Origin of the sequence: Paenibacillus roseus (genome assembly GCF_016424485.1) — a bacterium.
GTDB lineage: Bacteria > Bacillota > Bacilli > Paenibacillales > Paenibacillaceae > Paenibacillus_D > Paenibacillus_D roseus.
Genome location: NZ_JAELUP010000013.1, coordinates 1 through 17,211, shown reverse-complemented (window position 1 = coordinate 17,211; position 17,211 = coordinate 1). Strand labels below are relative to the sequence as shown.

The window sequence follows — 17,211 nt, the reverse complement described above, 5'->3', positions numbered from 1 at the left end:
GAGAGGATGATTAACGGCTTCCTATATTCGGGAAGCTGCTAATCGCCCAGGACGCGCCTTGTCAGCGGGCTTCGTTATCGGCTGCTTTTAGCATTTTCATAATATCAAGCTCTCCGGTGGACCGCGGAGTCTTGCTGCCACGCAGCGGCTGCATAGACCGTTTCAGAATGGCTTTAATTTCATAGGGGGTCAGCCCCGGGTTTTTGGCAAGCAGCAAGGCGATGGCTCCGCTGACATGAGAGGTAGCCATTGAGGTGCCACTCATTTCATTGTATTTGCCGCGCAGCCAGGCCGAAATAATTTTGTCCCCAGGCGCGTAAATATCGATATGGCTGCCCCTGTTGCTGAATAGCGCAATACGGCGCAGCTTGTTGGTCGCCCCCACAGAGATGGTCTGCGGGTAGCGGGCCGGGTAGTCAATAGCTTTGCGTCGGCCGTCATTGCCGGAGGAAGCGACAATAATAACCCCTGCATTATAGGCGTTGGTAACGGCATTAAGCAGCGATTTACTGCGCGACTTCATGCCGAAACTCATATTGATAATATGAATGCGGTTGCGAACACACCAGTCAATACCGAGAATAATGTCTGATACATAGGCGCTGCCGTTTTGGTCGAAGGCCTTGACCGGACAGATCGTAGCGCGAGGGGCGACTCCGATCATTCCCTTAGGCTGATTCGCAGCGGCTATGGTGCCGGCAATATGGGTCCCGTGCCCGTTGTCATCGTGAGGCAATTCGGAACGGTTCAACAGATTAATGCCTCGGTTCAGGGAGTTGCGCAGATCGGGGTGGTTGAAGTCTACCCCTGTATCGATGACGCCGATCTTAATTCGGTGACCGGTAGTGCGGCTCCAGGCAGACGGGGCCTTAACCTGCTGTACGCCCCAGGGAATGCCTCCGCCAGGCTGTGCATGCTTCTTGACCGTGGAATGCACGTTGACTGGACAGTCTTCCTCCATCCAGATGCTGCGGCAATCCGGCAGCGGCTCTGCATCGGATATCCGGCAGGAAACTGCCTGGATTAAAGGCATTGGCTTTACGGTAGCGAGCGAGGGGGAGGACTTGACTGATTCTGACAAGGCAAGGGCAAAACGCTGATATTCAGCAGGGTTTTCAAAATGAATAATGCGTTGCCTGGCATGGAGCTGATTTTCTGTTGTGGCCGTGTCCAGCCAACGGAGAAAAGCGGTTGAATCCAATTTAGCACCCCTCCCGATGACCATGCTGAGCTATTGTATGAGCAGTCGTGTCCATCGGAATGAGCAAGTGGCCTGATTTGAAATAAATAGGCTTGGCGCCGTGTCAAATGGTGGCTTCGGACATAGTATAGAGTGAGAGTTTAGCCGGTCTCTCACCGGTATCTGGCCCTGCAGGAGATGTGCATGGGTCCGGGTAGGATACAGTCGGAGCGAAGGGTTTCCTTCGCTTTTTCCATTTATAGAGATGGACAAGCTTTTGAGCTCGAGCGTGTGTTTGCAATACCGATGTCTGCGCGCTTGAAGGAATGGACATGCTGCAATTAAGCGGACTTGAAATTTTGCGGTTTTGTTACGCTTGCTTTTTTAAAGGAAATAGGTTTTACTATAGTTTGATAATGGATAAGGCATGCGATAAAGCTGAAGCATATAGCGTGAGAGGATGTGTGGAAATGAGCAGCGAAATAACCTTGAAGTTGAATCCTGAACGGATTAGCGAGATGCCAATGGTCGATCTGGCGTTCGAGGTGTTGAAAGCAGCGAATACACCGTATTATTATAGGGATTTGATGCTGGAAATTGCCAAGATCCGCGGCTTGAGCCAGGAAGATATCAATCAGGTCATTGCCCAGGTATACACGGAGATTAACATTGACGGCCGGTTTGCTTGTGTAGGCAGCAACATGTGGGGGCTGAAGCGCTGGTATCCGGTTGAGCGTTCTGAAGATCCGGTTGGTAATGCGAAGCGTCCGCGCATCATTAACGATGATGATGATGATGAGGAAGATATCTTTGTAGATGAAGAAGAAGAAACCTTTGTAGCGGACGATGAAGATTACGATATGTACAATGAAGACAGTGAAGATATTTTTGAAGAGAACGAAGAAGAGTCCGAAGTCGACGAGGAAGGCATGATCGACGACGAAGAGCTGGATGAAGAAACGGAAGAGGAAGATTTTGAAGAAGAATCCGAAGAGGAGGACTCGGAAGAGGAAGAGGAGTCGGAAGAGGAAAATTAGTTCCTCTATTTCTCTCCAATCCACCCCCTGTAGTCGCCTTTTTATTGCCGTTTTGTTTACCCTTGACAGAGCAGGTGCGACAGAGTAAACTATTGCATGGGCTACAGATTCGATCTTATATGAATGAACAAAATGAAAAGTGCCCCGTGGCAGCGGGTGTCACTTTTTTTGTTTTTAAACTGAAGCTTTGCTCCTCAAAGGACGGCAAAGCCGTTTACGCTTTTTGCAAGTTTTCTATTTTTTCTGCGTATTGCCTGGTTTGCGCACCCATGCGCGAGAGCCTTGTTTACGCTTGTATTATAATGGGCAACCCTATATTAACATAACGCTTGGAGGGTATTATTTCGTGACAAAGTATATTTTCGTAACAGGCGGTGTCGTTTCCTCGCTGGGGAAAGGGATCACAGCAGCCTCGCTAGGACGACTTCTCAAAAATCGCGGACTCAAGGTGACTATTCAAAAATTTGACCCGTACATTAACGTAGACCCTGGCACGATGAGTCCTTACCAGCACGGGGAAGTTTTTGTCACCGACGACGGGGCTGAGACAGACCTCGATTTGGGTCACTATGAACGGTTTATTGATATTAATCTCTCCAAGAACAGCAATGTAACGACTGGCAAAATTTATTCCACGGTGATCAGCAAGGAACGCCGTGGCGAGTACCTGGGCGGGACGGTTCAGGTTATCCCGCATATTACCAATGAAATCAAGGATCGCGTATTCCGTGCAGGCAAGGAGGCCGGTTCGGATGTGGTTATTACTGAAATTGGCGGTACAGTGGGTGATATTGAAAGTCTGCCGTTCCTTGAAGCCATCCGCCAGATCAGAAGCGATATTGGCCGTGATAATGTAATGTACATTCACGTTACGCTGATTCCTTACATTAAAGCAGCGGGCGAAGTGAAGACCAAGCCAACTCAGCATAGCGTCAAAGAGCTGCGCAGTATCGGTATTCAGCCGAATGTGATCGTCTGCCGTACCGAATATCCGATTGCTGAGGATTTGAAACGAAAAATCGCATTGTTCTGTGATATTGACGCGAATGCGGTTGTCGAATGCGTGGATGCGCCCAACCTTTATGAAGTGCCGCTGAACCTTCGCGAGCAAGGACTTGATGACATCGTCGTCAACCATTTGAAGTTGCAAACTGGCCAGCCTGATATGACCGAGTGGGAATCCCTTGTCCAGCGTGTCAAGTCACTCAAGAAAACAACCGAAATCGCGATTGTGGGCAAATACGTGGCGCTTCATGATGCTTATCTGAGTATTGTGGAATCGCTTGGACATGCCGGTATTGATGCGGATTCGGAAGTGAAGCTGCGCTGGGTCAATGCTGAGGAATTGACCGATGAGAACGTAGGGGACAACCTCGCTGGCGTACACGGCATTCTCGTCCCGGGAGGCTTCGGTGACCGGGGGATCGAGGGCAAAATCAGCGCCATCCGTTATGCGCGCGAGCAGCAAATTCCATTCTTCGGTATTTGCCTGGGTATGCAGGTTGCTGTGATTGAATACGCCCGTAATGTCGTTGGTCTCAGAGGGGCGAACAGTTCGGAGATTGATGCTTCTACTACGTATCCGGTGATCGACCTGCTTCCGGAGCAGAAGGATATTGAGAACCTGGGAGGCACGATGCGCCTTGGGCTATATCCTTGTAAAATCGGAGAAGAGACACTGGCATGGCGGGCTTATGGTGATGAGCTGGTGTATGAGCGCCACCGCCACCGGTATGAATTCAACAATGAATACAAAGAACAGCTTGAGAAGGCCGGCCTGAAGTTCTCCGGTACTTCCCCGGATGGCCGACTGATTGAAATTGTTGAGCTGCCGGATCATCCATGGTTTCTGGCTGTGCAATTCCATCCGGAGTTTACGTCCCGTCCGAACCGTCCGCAGCCGTTGTTCCGCGAGTTCGTCCGTGCGGCGCTAAGCTACTCCAATTCATAATCAAGAAAGCTTGGATGCTTTGCGAGTAACCTTCCTTTTCTTTTGCTGATACGAACCGTCCGGTCATTCCGGCGTCGGCGTCGCTTGATTAAACCCTGCTGCTAACAGGCAGTTCAAGCGGAATGCTGCTGCCGGAATTCCGGACTTTTTTTGAAAATATAAGCATTCTTCTCGAAACGAAAGTCTTTGTCCGATCAAAGGGCGGCAAAAAGGTTCGCTTGTAGTTCTTCCAACAAATCTTCCCCTATTAATGGTTTTTTTTAGGTGAAGCAGGATAATGGACGGAAAGGCGCGAATATAGTAACGATTATGGAAGAGTTGACCATTCATGCGTTGCCGGTGCCAGGTCGGCCAGCATTCCCCGGTTTCGCTGACAAGTCGAACACGCAGAAGGAAAAGAGGCGCTGTTGATTTGTTAGATCGTGTCGCTCACTTGTAGGAGGGCTTAAGTTGGATAAGAAGAAAGTGTTGATCGTTGACGACCAGAATGGAATTCGCGTGCTTCTCGTGGAGGTATTCAGCAGCGAAGGTTACCAAACCTTTCAAGCTTCCAACGGCAAGCTGGCATTGGAGATTGTGAGGACCGAATCGCCGGATCTAGTGCTTTTGGACATGAAGATCCCAGGCATGGACGGTCTGGAAATCTTAAAACATGTGAAAGCGATTAATCGAGACATTAAAGTCATTATGATGACCGCTTACGGCGAGTTGGACATGATCAAGGAAGCAACAGATTTGGGAGCCTTGATGCATTTTACAAAACCTTTTGACATTGACGAGATGCGAGTAGCGGTAAACATGCAGCTTCGTGATGGAGAGTCCAATAATTTTTACGCCTTAGGGTCCTAAAGGGACCCTTTATCCTTTGATGAAGCAGACCAAGAGTGTCACAATAATTTCACAAGTTACGGTCAAATGGAGCGGAGAGTATAATCCCGCTCTTTTTATATAAGTATTTAATAAGGTTTTCTTTAAAATATAAGCAGTTATAAACGTTTTTTGATAAATGGCTTATATTTCTCCGCGAAACGAGGTTTTTGCCCGTCAAAGGATGGCAAAGCCGTTTACGCTGGATGCTTTGGCTTCTATGTTATACGAGGTTATACGAGAAACGGGACATTTGCCCGTTCAAAAGACTGCGAGACTGTTTACGACTTAGTTTCCTTGAAAAATAAGAGCTTGCGGGCAGTAAAGGGCTTGTTTCTACTTTACATATTTAAGTCACCTTGTGGTATAATGACTCAGTATGAACAAGTCTGATCGGGCTTGAGAAAAATGTACTTTCTAGGAGGAAGAGTTACCATGCCATTGGTATCGATGAATGAGTTTTTGCCTAAAGCAAAAGCTAACAAGTTTGCAGTAGGTCAGTTCAACATGAACAATCTGGAGTTTGCACAGGCTATCGTAGACGCTGCAATCGAAGAAAATGCTCCAATTATTTACGGTGTAAGCGAAGGCGCATTGAAATATATGGGCATCGAGTATACAGTTGCAATCGCGGAAGCAGCAGCCAAGAAATCCGGCCTTCCAATTGCACTTCACCTTGATCACGGCAGCAGCTTTGAAGTTGCCATGAAATGTATCCGCGCAGGTTTCTCCTCGGTTATGTTCGACGGTTCCCACTATTCCCTGGAAGACAACATCCGTTTGACCAAAGAAGTTGTTAAAGCAGCACGCGCAATGGGCGTTTCCGTTGAGGGTGAGCTGGGTACAATCGGCGGCGTTGAGGACGACATCAGCGTGGACGAGGAGCATGCAAGCCTTGCCAAGCCGGAAGAAGCAATCCGCTTCTATGAAGAAACAGGCGTAGACTGTCTGGCTATTGCTGTAGGTACTGCTCATGGTATGTACAAAGGCGAGCCTAAAATTCATTATGATATCATTCAAAAAGTTGTAGACGCAATTCCAGTGCCTGTCGTGCTGCACGGAGGTTCCGGTGTGCCTGATGAAGCTATTCGTCTGTCAATCCAGGCTGGCGTGGGTAAAATCAACGTAAATACAGAGAATCAGGTTGCTTGTACGAACGCAATCCGTGAAGCATTGGCTGGCAATGCATCCGTATACGATCCTCGTAAATACCTGACCCCGGCTCGTGACGCTATGAAAGCCGTTGTCCAAGAGAAAATTCGTCTGTTCGGCAGCAGCAACCAAGCGTAACTCCCGGAACAAAAGGAGCCCGTCTTTGCCTAGCTCAAAGAACCTCAGTGTCCGGTCTATTCACAAGATCAGGTCGGATGTACAAGGACGGTCAGTACCGTGGAGACGGGCTTCCTTTTGTCTTCTTCTCTAAGGTAGGAGGATTACTAACTACATGGAAAAACTAATGATTCGAGGCGGTCGTCCGCTTCGCGGCACCGTGCAAATCAGCGGGGCCAAGAATAGCGCAGTTGCTTTGCTGCCAGCATCTTTGCTGGCGGAAACAGAAGTTGTACTGGATAACCTGCCTCAGCTTAGCGATGTGGCTGTATACAGCGAGATCCTTCAGGAGCTGGGGGGGAAAGTAACCTGGGAAGGCGGCGTAATGAAGATTGACCCTTCCGGGCTTGTTTCAAAGCCAATGCCCAATGGCAAGGTAAATCTGTTGCGGGCTTCCTATTATTTGATGGGCGCTTTGCTCGGACGTTTCGGGGAAGCGACTATTGGTCTTCCTGGCGGATGCAATTTTGAGCCAAGGCCAATCGATCAGCATATTAAAGGTTTTGAAGCACTCGGTGCAACGGTAACAAATGATCACGGATCTATCAGAATCTCAGCCAAACAGCTTCGCGGCGCAAAAATCTATCTGGATGTAGTGAGCGTTGGCGCTACCATCAACATCATGCTGGCTGCCTCCAAGGCAAAAGGCTCCACAATTATTGAAAATGCGGCAAAAGAGCCTGAAATTATAGATGTAGCAACTCTACTTAATTCCATGGGGGCTAAAATAAAGGGAGCCGGGACCGAGACCATTCGGATTGAAGGCGTCGACAGTCTTCACGGTTGCCGTCATTCCATTATTCCCGATCGCATCCAAGCCGGAACTTACATGATTGCCGCTGCAGCTACCCGTGGTGATGTCCTTATTGATAATGTTATCCCTAAACATTTGGAAGCCATGACAGCCAAATTGCTGGAGATGGGCGTTCAGGTGTATGAACTGGATGAAGCGATTCGTATTGTGGGTGGCCCCTCCTATGAAGCAATTGATGTCAAAGCGCTAGTATACCCCGGATTTGCTACCGACCTTCAATCCCCTATGACCAGTCTGCTTACGCAAGCCACTGGTGTCAGCATTCTATCTGATTATGTGTACAGCAACCGATTCAAGCATGTGCCTGAACTAGTACGCATGGGAGCCAAAATCAGGGTAGAGGGCCGTTCTGCCATTATCGAAGGCGGACCGCTCAATGCGGCGAAGGTGCAGGCTGCTGATTTGCGAGCCGGCGCCGCGCTTACCGTTGCTGGTCTGACTGTATCGGAAGGCATTACGGAAATAACAGGCGTAGAGTATATCGACCGTGGTTATGATTTCCTCGTGGACAATTTGCGCAGGCTTGGCGCAGATGTTTGGCGGGAAAATGAATAGATTGATAGAAATCCGGCAATGCTGGAGGAAAATTAAATAAAGTGGTGAGAACATGACGGAACTGCAGATCGCAGATCTGGAAGAACTTAAGCTGACCGAGCTATACAAGCTTGCCAAGCAGTATCAAATTCCGTATTATGGCCAACTTAAGAAGAAAGAGCTTATATTCGCCATTTTACGTGCGCAGGCTGAGAAGAGCGGCTTGATGTTTATGCAGGGCGTACTTGAAATTTTACCGGAGGGATTCGGTTTTCTGCGCCCGATCAATTATCTTCCAAGTCCGGAAGACATTTATATTTCAGCCTCGCAAATCCGCAAATTTGATCTTCGCACAGGGGATCTTGTTTCCGGCAAATGCCGGGCGCCCAAAGAAAATGAGCGTTATTTCGGCTTGCTGCAGGTCAATGCGGTAAATGGGGAGAACCCTACACTTGCATCAGAAAGGCTTCATTTCCCTGCCTTAACCCCTCTTTTTCCACAGAAGAAACTGGTCCTAGAAACTTCTCCAACCAAACTATCGACGCGAATTATGGATTTGCTGGCACCTGTTGGATTGGGACAGCGCGGATTGATTGTTGCGCCTCCAAAAGCGGGTAAAACGCTCCTTCTTAAAGAAATTGCCAACAGCATCTCTACCAATCAACCTGATATTGAATTGTTTGTGTTGTTGATTGATGAGCGCCCGGAAGAGGTTACAGATATGCAGCGTTCCGTCAAAGGTGAGGTGGTTGCTTCGACCTTCGACGAGTTGCCGGAGCATCATATTAAAGTTGCGGAACTGGTGCTGGAGCGCGCGTTGCGTCTGGTAGAGCATAAGAAGGATGTTGTCATTTTGCTGGATAGTATTACCCGTCTGGCAAGAGCATACAACCTTGTCATCCCGCCATCAGGACGCACGTTGAGCGGTGGTATCGATCCTGCGGCTTTCCACCGTCCGAAGCGTTTCTTTGGTTCTGCTCGTAACGTGGAAGAAGGCGGAAGTCTTACCATTTTAGCGACTGCGCTTGTAGAGACCGGATCGCGTATGGACGATGTCATCTATGAGGAGTTTAAAGGGACGGGAAATATGGAGCTGCATTTGGATCGCAAACTGGCCGAGCGGAGAATTTTTCCGGCCCTGGATATCCGACGTTCCGGCACGCGCCGCGAGGAAATGCTCCTTACGAAGGAAGAGCTCGACAAGGTATGGGCAATTCGCAAGTCTATGAACGACTCGCTTGAATTTATTGACGGCTTTCTTAAGAAGCTGGCGGACAGCAAGACGAATACGGAGTTCCTGCTTGCATTGGACACATCCAATGTCGTGGAAAAAAGCTCTGCTTCCCGTCCGTCCACAGGAAGCAGCAGTACAACGGGCCGCCGCCCGGCACGTTCAAATCCGGTATCTTAAGGAAAAGAAGGTAGGACAACATGAATTTGGTTTATGCAGATGAACAGGGAAATGTGTTCGACCATCCGGAGTATCTGGCGCTCGGGCGCAGCGGTGAGATGATCGTTGAATTGCTGGAAGATGAGCTTGTCCCGCTTCCGGAGGGTGCTACGCTTGTTGGGCTGCCTTTTACACGGCCGGTCGGGCTTAACGCGGAGACTGGCCGGATGGAACTGCTTCCGGAGGAACTCCAGGCTGTAGGCGCACTGCTCCCTCAAGGCTTCACCCGTCTGGCGCTTCCGGGCTACGTGAAGTCGGACAAGACGCAGAAGCTTCCTCTATTTGGGTATTCAGCCGTTGTATGGAAGGATGGAAACTTTTTCGTGGCTGCTCACCAATCAGATGACCCGGAGCCATGGAACCCGTTGAATTGCGATCGCAAAGAGCTTGGGGTTCAGGTGGAGCATCTGCTTGCCAAATACCCGGAGAACAGGCTGATCAAGCATCTTTCCAACTGTGCGCTGGGTTACGAATGCTTGACGGCATCGAATACGTTCCTGAGTCGACTGGAAGGAGCTGTGCCTGTATCCTACTCCTGTAATGCAGGGTGCTTCGGTTGTATCTCCGAACAGCCTGACGACAGCGGCTTCCCTGCGCCTCAGACCCGCATGAACTTTAAACCGACTGTAGATGAAATTGTAGATATTATGCTGGAGCATCTAAAAGGTCCTGATTCCATTATTAGCTTTGGCCAGGGCTGCGAGGGCGAGCCTTCTACCCAGGCGAAAATTATTGTGGAAGCAATGCACCGTGTGCGCAGCCAGAATTCACAGGGTTATATCAATATAAATACAAATGCCGGGTTGACGGATCATATCCGGGCGATCGTAGACGCCGGGCTTGATCTGATGCGGGTAAGCACAATCAGTGCCATAGATGAGCATTACAATGCGTACTACAAGCCGCGGGCTTATACGTTGACGAATGTGGAGAAATCGCTGAAGTATGCATCCGATAAGGGAGTATACACCTCGATCAACTACCTTATCTTTCCGGGAGTAACGGATCGCGAGGAAGAGATTGAAGCGATGATCGGCTTCGCCAAGCGGACCGGTCTGCGATTGATCCAAATGCGCAATCTGAATATTGATCCAGAGAGTTATCTGGAATTAATCCCGAAAGCACAGGGTGAAATATACGGTATGAAGCAAATGCTGGAAATTTTTGAATCAGAGCTTCCTGATGTTGTCATTGGTTCTTATACCCACATTCCTCCGGTGAGGACTTAGGAGTTTCCGCCTGGAAAAATCATTGCAAGTGCTTGGCTTACGTGTTATAATCCCCTATGTTAGATTCAACTCTGGGTCCATCAGTCGGCTCAGGGCAGAAAGAGGTGAACGAGATGAAACAAGGTATTCATCCGACGTATCATGTTACTACCGTAACATGCGCATGCGGCAACAGCTTCGAGACAGGTTCGATCAAACCGAATCTGCGTGTCGAGATTTGCTCTGTTTGCCACCCGTTCTTCACAGGAAAGCAAAAATTCCTGGATGCTGGCGGACGCGTCGACCGTTTCAAAAAGAAATACGGCATTTAATGTTTATCTGCCTCAAATTAGCAGAATACAAGAGCCTTCCTCAGCCATCCTATTGGATGAAGGGAGGCTTTTTTATGTTAAAATCAGCCCGAGTGCCGGGCTTTTTGATTATTGCCCTGGTACTGTGTATTATGCTTCTAGGCGGCTGTACGAATTCGGGATCGACTCGAAACGGTGTGAAAACTTACGGGCATGATGGCTACATGGGGTTGTCCAACAGCAATCCGAATTTGCCGCTCGGCAATTCCAATTATTACAGCTACAGCAGTGACGTGAAATTTATGAAGGAGAAGTTGTCTGAGCTTCCCGGCATAGAGAAGTCGAGCTTTACGATTCATGACCCCGATATCGATGTGCGCATCAGGCCGCAAGCGCATCTGGATGAGTATGAGACAAACAGACTACGGGAACAGAGCTGGCGACTCCTTCAGGAAAACATGCCAAGATACCGAATTCATGTGTATTTGCAGCGCTAATCTAAATTTTATTTGTTGGAACTTGCTGGTGAAGGTTGCGGAAATGGACAAGATCCGCTATACTTATCTTTGCCGTGCTAGATGGGGAGGTAGCGGTGCCCTGTAACTCGCAATCCGCTGTAGCGAGGTTGAATTCCTGTTTGAGGTTATGCTGATGTGGGGTTTGGTGCTTGTGAACAGTGTTGACGGTCGGGTCCTCCGCAATGGACACCTGTGAATCCGGTCAGGTCCGGAAGGAAGCAGCCGTAAGCAGTAACGTTTATGTGCCGGGGGAGTGCCTGACCCGAGCTGGAATCAAGAATACCGCCTGGGTCTCATCAATCAAGGGCAGGTGCACGGTACAATTAAGTATCGCAAAGTATACACTTTTAATGACTTTGGTCTCTAGGCAGACCGGAGCTTTAAGAGTGTTTTTTTGTTATCAGGGGAGAAAAAAGCAGTGTTAATAGAAGGAATCGACCTTATTTAAATAGAATATAATGTAAGGTTTAAAAGGATTAAGCGAAACTTTAATTTTTTTCTTTGTCTGCTGCCATTTGATTGGCTGGCCGTACTCTCTAGGCAGCTGGCCCGCGTTGAATATATGTCTATAAGAAAAATACCTTAAAGGGGTGAGCCTGTTTGTATGACGATTCATTTGAACAAGCAATTCCAATTCAGGAAGTAGCGCTCATCAGACTGTGGAATACACAATTATTCCCGGTTGCCGTGATGTTTGACCATAATCGTGTCATAACCGCTGTCAACCACCAGTTTAAGGAGCAGACGGGGCTGTTGGAAAAAGAAGTGATCGGTCTGCCTTTTTCGGAACTTTTCCATTTGGTTGAAAGCGGCCCTAACGTCGTCATGGAGATGCCTGGCCGCCATGTGCAGATCCGAACAGCGAGCGGAGAGGTCACGGAATTCGATTGCCACATGATTATGTTAGAGACGGATTCAACAGAGCGCAAGTACCTGGCTCTCCTGTCAGGAGGAACGGTAAAGACCCGCACATTGCTGCAACAGTTCGCGATGACATTCCTCAAAGATGAAAACCTCGGTGTCATTCTAATGCAGCCTGATTTTCGGATCAGTGATATGAGCCCGCTGGCATGTCGAGTACTTGCGGTAAATCCTAGGGATGTAATTGGTTGTGCGATGGACAAGGTATTTCGGCAGGCCCCTGATGAGCACAGGAAGCTCAAGCAGATGGTCATTGAAGAAATCCCTGTACACAATCACCCGCTCCGACGAATGCGCGGCGATGAGCGTTGGGAACTGCTTATGGATGCCAATTTGCTTCGTGATGAAAGGGGACGTCTCCTTGGCGCTTATGTAATTTTCAAGGACGTCTCGAATTTGCGTTCATTGGAAGAGCAGGTACAGCGGAGTGACCGCTTGTCGATGATCGGCCAAATCGCTGCCGGAACGGCGCATGAAATTCGTAACCCGCTGACTGCAATCAAGGGCTTCTTGCAAATGTTCAAAAAAACGCTGCACGAAAAGGAGCTTCATAAAGAATATGGCTATACAGAAATTATGCTGACAGAGATCGACCGAATTAATGATCTTGTCAGCGAATTTCTATTGCTCAGCAAGCACAAGGATATTGTCTATGACCTGGTTGACCTCGGTGTTGTGCTGCGCGAGATCATGCCTATAGTACAAAGTGAAGCGCTGCTGCATGGGATGACTATCCAGTTCGATTCAGAGCGATTGTTTCCCAAAGTCGTAGCGGACAGGGAGATGCTGAAACAGGTATTTCTGAATATATGCAAAAATGGTCTTGAGGCGATGAGCAGTGGCGGTGTCCTGACAGTCTCCGGCCGTGTTGAACGGGAGAACGGGTTTGGCCGCTGGGTCCATATTGATATTCATGATTCGGGCCCTGGTATTCCCCCGGCTATTATGGAGAAGATGTTTGATCCTTTCGTCACGACCAAGGAGAGCGGAACGGGGCTTGGACTTTCAGTGTGCCAGCGGATCATCCATGATATGGGAGGCGTAATCCGAGCTGCCTCCAAAGAAGGGGGAACGACCTTCACGGTGAGCATTCCCTGTTCGTTCGATGAAAAGTACAATACGAAATATGCAGCCCAACGGGCCTAGATATCTTTGGACTGCTGCCTCTTGCAGTCATCATTTTCCTGTCTAAATTCTGTATGATGCATGTTGCTGTACGCGGGATGTGAAGATGTCCAAAAGCCGTTTTCGCATCAGATCAGGATAGTGTATAATAGACTCATCGGGCTTAAGAGCAGCAGAGGAAAGGAAAGATTCGCGTGTCCCATATCGCTTTGTATCGCGCCTGGCGTCCTCAGACATTCGGGGATACGGTAGGACAACAGCATATTATCCAGACGCTACAGAACGCCATTGGGGAACAGCGTATTTCCCATGCTTATTTGTTCAACGGACCACGGGGGACTGGCAAGACGACGACTGCGAAAGTTTTCGCCAAGGCGATCAACTGCCGCCAGGGGCCTGCGCTGGAGCCTTGCAATCAGTGCGAAGCGTGTACCGGCATAACTGCCGGCTCGATCATGGATGTTGTGGAAATTGATGCGGCCTCCAACCGGGGGATCGATGAAATTCGAGACATTCGTGACAAGGTGCGCTATGCGCCCTCTGATGTCCGTTACAAGGTGTATATTATTGATGAAGTGCATATGCTGACTTCAGAAGCTTTTAATGCGCTGCTGAAGACGCTGGAAGAACCGCCAGGGCATGTTGTTTTTATACTGGCTACAACTGAGCCTCATAAGTTGCCGGCCACGATTATCTCGCGCTGCCAGCGCTTTGATTTCAGACAGGTTACGCTTGAAGAGCAGACTGGAAGACTACGGCAAATCTGTGCTGAAGAGAAGATGGAGGCAAGCGAGGAAGCGCTGGCTTATATCGCCAGGCTGTCAGATGGCGGTATGAGGGATGCCATCAGTCTGCTTGAACAAGTAGCTGCGTTCTCCAGAGGCAAAATTACATTGGAGGATGCTCTGGAGGTTACCGGGGGAATTGCAGCGGAGCAGTTCGCCAAGCTTGCTGAAGCGATTCAGGAGCGGAACGTGGCCGCGATGCTGCCGCTTGTAGAAGGGTTGATGCAGGCGGGGAAAAGTCCGGACAAGTGCCTGGAGAACCTGGTGTACTATTTCCGGGATTTGCTTTTGATCAAGCTTGTCCCGGGTAGCTCCGTGGCGACGGAAAGAATTGTAGACCCCGAACGCTTCCGGGTGATGGCGGATGCTTACGAGCGTGACCGCTTGTTCCGTATGATTGATATTTTGCATCAATATCAGGTCGAATTGAAACATGCGGTGCAGCCCCAGACGCTGTTTGAGGTTGCGCTGCTCAAGATTTGCACAGCTCCGGCTGCCGCTGGTGAAGAGGCGCTGGCTGCTCGTCCTGCCGAGGTGTCAGCGCCCGCAGGGGAGCTAGCCCGTCTGGAACGGCAGGTCAAGCAACTTGAGCAGAAAATCGAGCAGCTTATGCGCAGCGGCTCCGGCAGCGGCCCGCCGGTTACTGGGATCAGTGCTTCGCCGTCTTCATCACAACCGACCGGCCGAAGCGCTGGATTCGGTTCTCGCGGCGGGACAGGTGTTGCCATTCGTTCGGGAGTGAAGCTGGGACCGTTCATAGCAGGCAAGGGGAGCGAGGAGTTTCAGCAGATCCGCATGCAGTGGAATGAAGTGCTGCAGCGAGTAAAAGAGGCTGGCATTTCCATTCATGCCTGGTTGATTAACGGAGAGCCGGTATCCTTTTCGCAGGATACGGTGTTAATCGCGTTCAAGAACGAAATTCACCGAGAGACGACAGAAAAACCGGCAAATCGCGAAGTTATCGAGCGGGTGTTGCAGAGCGTGCTCAAGCGGGAATTCAGGTTTTCGACTATAATGGTTAAGGAGTGGCTTGCTGCCACAGAAGACCGACCGGAGGAAAAGCCAGAGCCGCTAATGATGAATGACGGCACTGATGCGTCGTCCTCAAGGCCGGAATGGGTCGAAGAGGCGGTCAAGCTTTTCGGTGAAGAGCTTGTCGTCATTTCCGAAGATTAATCAACTAATTCCATGAGGTGAAGACGATGAATAATATGAATCAGATGATGAAGCAAGTCAAAAAAATGCAGGAGCAAATGTTGAAAGCTCAAGAAACGCTTGGTACTAAAACAGTAGACGGCTCCTCAGGGGGCGGCGTTGTCTCCTGTACAGTAAACGGCCACAAAAAACTGTTGAGCCTGACGATCAAGCCGGAGGCTGTTGATCCGGACGATGTTGAAATGCTGCAGGATCTCGTGCTGGCCGCTGTTAATGATGCGCTAGGCAAAGCGGAGGAAATGTCCAACGAGGATATGAACAAGTTCACCGGGGGCGTTAAAATCCCAGGATTGTTCTAGAAGGAGCTGCACTCATTGCATTATCCCGAACCGATAGCCAAATTGATCGATTCCTTTTCCCGGCTGCCGGGTATAGGTCCCAAGACAGCCGCCCGTCTAGCCTTTCACGTGCTGCGCATGAAGGAAGATGATGTGGTTGATTTCGCCAAGGCACTGGTCAGTGTGAAGCGGAATTTGCATTATTGCTCGGTCTGTTGCAACATTACCGATATCGACCCTTGCCGGATCTGCCAGGACAAGACGCGTGATCATTCCGTCATTTGCGTCGTCCAGGAATCCAAAGATCTCATTGCGATGGAGAGAACCAAGGAGTTTATGGGGCAGTATCATGTGCTCCAAGGGGCAATCTCGCCTATGGAAGGGATCGGTCCTGAGGAAATCCGGATCAGCGAGCTGCTGACAAGGCTTAGCGACGAACGGGTTCAGGAGTTGATTCTGGCTACGAATCCGAACATTGAGGGAGAGGCTACGGCGATGTATCTGTCGCGTCTGATCAAGCCGTTTGGCATTCGGGTCACTCGGATTGCGCACGGTTTGCCGGTGGGCGGCGACCTGGAGTATGCAGACGAAGTTACACTCTCCAAGGCTCTTGAAGGACGGCGTGAATTAAGATAATCACATAAAGCTGCTGGCACATGTTCCTGATTAAGGGGACGGTGACCGGCAGCTTTTTTACAATTTTTGTCCTTCAAAGGACGGCGATGCTGTTTATGTGAACCTAGCATATGCTTCAGGCTTCAGTTGCTGTCTTGATTCAGGTTTATATGAATCTTTCTCTAAGATCCCCCGCTTGTTCAATCCCACAAGTTCTAAGTCGCTGGAATGATCTATAGACTAGTAATAGGGAAAGGAATATATGGACAAGCGGGAGGAGAGGCAACTATGGCCTGGTGGATGGGACGAAAAGACGGAAACGGACCGGAAGGCAGCGAAAAGTTAAGACAAGTGTACGATGATATTCAGGAAGCGCATCGCGACTGGGTGAATGCGCAGCAGCATTTTGAGTATGCAATTGGCAAGGATCAGATTGATTATGCTATTTTCGCGATTGAGGCCGCGGAGAAGCGCTATGAGATGCTTCTTCGCCAAGCCAAGAGTCTCGGAGGGGGATTGCTGTCCAAGCATGAGGAGGAAGCCGGATGAAGACGATGTGGTTAAGTTTGCTTGTTGGCTCTTTGGCGCTACTGATTCTTATCTTTATTAAAAGCAAACTCTCATGGCTCACGGTCAAACGCTTCTTTTTGCATCTAGTTGCAGCAGCTCTACTATTGTACGTTCTCAATTTCTCAGGATGGATATCAGGATTTCATATTCCCTTAAACCCGATGACGATTGCTGTTGTGGTCATATTGGGCGTGCCGGGCATTTTGCTTGTTCTCGCATTGCAATGGCTGCTGCTATGAAAAGTAGCGGCCGATCGACAGGTCCGGGAAATCCAAATAAATCGTTGACACTAATGGAGCGCCTGTGATAGACTATTCCTTGCGCCTGAGAGAAGGCGAGAAGATGTTAAAAGAATTAAAAAAAAGCTTGCATCAGGATAGGCAAATGTGTTATATTAATCAAGTCGCCGCTGAGACATGGCGATAACGAAAACGAAGTCATTTGTTCTTTGAAAACTGAACAACGAGCGAAATGCCCTGTGACTTGAAAGAGTCGCAGAACAG

Annotated in this window: 16 protein-coding genes and 1 other RNA gene; 16 read left to right on the top strand and 1 reads right to left on the bottom strand. The window is 49.3% G+C overall.

Annotated elements, in window-relative coordinates; genetic code table 11:
- Nucleotides 1-61: 61 nt before the first annotated feature.
- Entirely contained in the window at nucleotides 62-1,201 is a 1,140-nt protein-coding gene (locus JFN88_RS04985) for a S8 family peptidase (RefSeq protein WP_233167413.1), read from the bottom strand.
- Between the two features lie 449 nt (nucleotides 1,202-1,650).
- On the opposite strand from JFN88_RS04985, the gene rpoE reads away from it, so the two are divergent.
- The 16 genes from rpoE to JFN88_RS04905 all read left to right on the top strand — a co-directional run bounded on the left by rpoE (nucleotide 1,651) and on the right by JFN88_RS04905 (nucleotide 16,947).
- A complete protein-coding gene (rpoE, locus tag JFN88_RS04980; protein ID WP_199018228.1) occupies nucleotides 1,651-2,217 on the top strand; it encodes a DNA-directed RNA polymerase subunit delta in 567 nt (188 codons plus the stop codon).
- Between the two features lie 346 nt (nucleotides 2,218-2,563).
- On the top strand, nucleotides 2,564-4,168 hold the full coding sequence (gene pyrG, locus JFN88_RS04975; RefSeq protein ID WP_199018227.1) for a CTP synthase: 1,605 nt from the start codon (nucleotides 2,564-2,566) through the stop codon (nucleotides 4,166-4,168).
- A 450-nt stretch (nucleotides 4,169-4,618) separates the two neighbouring features.
- Nucleotides 4,619-5,017 (top strand): response regulator, encoded by a 399-nt coding sequence (locus JFN88_RS04970; RefSeq protein ID WP_199018226.1) that lies wholly within the window; start codon nucleotides 4,619-4,621, stop codon nucleotides 5,015-5,017.
- Between the two features lie 453 nt (nucleotides 5,018-5,470).
- Entirely contained in the window at nucleotides 5,471-6,325 is an 855-nt protein-coding gene (gene fba, locus JFN88_RS04965) for a class II fructose-1,6-bisphosphate aldolase (RefSeq protein WP_199018225.1), read from the top strand.
- A 154-nt stretch (nucleotides 6,326-6,479) separates the two neighbouring features.
- Entirely contained in the window at nucleotides 6,480-7,733 is a 1,254-nt protein-coding gene (murA, locus tag JFN88_RS04960; protein ID WP_199018224.1) for a UDP-N-acetylglucosamine 1-carboxyvinyltransferase, read from the top strand.
- A 52-nt stretch (nucleotides 7,734-7,785) separates the two neighbouring features.
- Nucleotides 7,786-9,123: a transcription termination factor Rho gene (gene rho / locus JFN88_RS04955; RefSeq protein ID WP_199018223.1), complete on the top strand. Its 1,338-nt coding sequence runs from the start codon at nucleotides 7,786-7,788 to the stop codon at nucleotides 9,121-9,123.
- Nucleotides 9,124-9,143: 20 nt separating this feature from the next.
- Nucleotides 9,144-10,391: a radical SAM family protein gene (locus JFN88_RS04950; protein WP_199018222.1), complete on the top strand. Its 1,248-nt coding sequence runs from the start codon at nucleotides 9,144-9,146 to the stop codon at nucleotides 10,389-10,391.
- A 113-nt stretch (nucleotides 10,392-10,504) separates the two neighbouring features.
- Entirely contained in the window at nucleotides 10,505-10,702 is a 198-nt protein-coding gene (gene rpmE, locus JFN88_RS04945) for a 50S ribosomal protein L31 (RefSeq protein WP_199018221.1), read from the top strand.
- 74 nt (nucleotides 10,703-10,776) lie between these two features.
- Nucleotides 10,777-11,178, top strand: coding sequence for a hypothetical protein (locus tag JFN88_RS04940; RefSeq protein ID WP_199018220.1), 402 nt, complete (start codon nucleotides 10,777-10,779; stop codon nucleotides 11,176-11,178).
- Between the two features lie 72 nt (nucleotides 11,179-11,250).
- Nucleotides 11,251-11,517: signal recognition particle sRNA large type (ffs, locus tag JFN88_RS04935), an RNA gene on the top strand.
- A gap of 282 nt (nucleotides 11,518-11,799) precedes the next feature.
- Nucleotides 11,800-13,266 carry an ATP-binding protein gene (locus JFN88_RS04930; RefSeq protein ID WP_233167412.1) on the top strand — a complete coding sequence of 489 codons (1,467 nt, stop codon included), beginning with the start codon at nucleotides 11,800-11,802 and terminating at the stop codon, nucleotides 13,264-13,266.
- 173 nt (nucleotides 13,267-13,439) lie between these two features.
- On the top strand, nucleotides 13,440-15,206 hold the full coding sequence (gene dnaX / locus JFN88_RS04925; protein ID WP_199018219.1) for a DNA polymerase III subunit gamma/tau: 1,767 nt from the start codon (nucleotides 13,440-13,442) through the stop codon (nucleotides 15,204-15,206).
- A gap of 26 nt (nucleotides 15,207-15,232) precedes the next feature.
- A complete protein-coding gene (locus tag JFN88_RS04920; protein WP_199018218.1) occupies nucleotides 15,233-15,544 on the top strand; it encodes a YbaB/EbfC family nucleoid-associated protein in 312 nt (103 codons plus the stop codon).
- Between the two features lie 15 nt (nucleotides 15,545-15,559).
- Entirely contained in the window at nucleotides 15,560-16,159 is a 600-nt protein-coding gene (gene recR / locus JFN88_RS04915) for a recombination mediator RecR (RefSeq protein ID WP_199018217.1), read from the top strand.
- 267 nt (nucleotides 16,160-16,426) lie between these two features.
- Nucleotides 16,427-16,687: a DUF2508 family protein gene (locus JFN88_RS04910; RefSeq protein ID WP_199018216.1), complete on the top strand. Its 261-nt coding sequence runs from the start codon at nucleotides 16,427-16,429 to the stop codon at nucleotides 16,685-16,687.
- A complete protein-coding gene (locus tag JFN88_RS04905) occupies nucleotides 16,684-16,947 on the top strand; it encodes a pro-sigmaK processing inhibitor BofA family protein (protein WP_199018215.1) in 264 nt (87 codons plus the stop codon). The genes JFN88_RS04910 and JFN88_RS04905 overlap by 4 nt, the downstream gene beginning before the upstream one ends.
- Nucleotides 16,948-17,211: the final 264 nt, after the last annotated feature.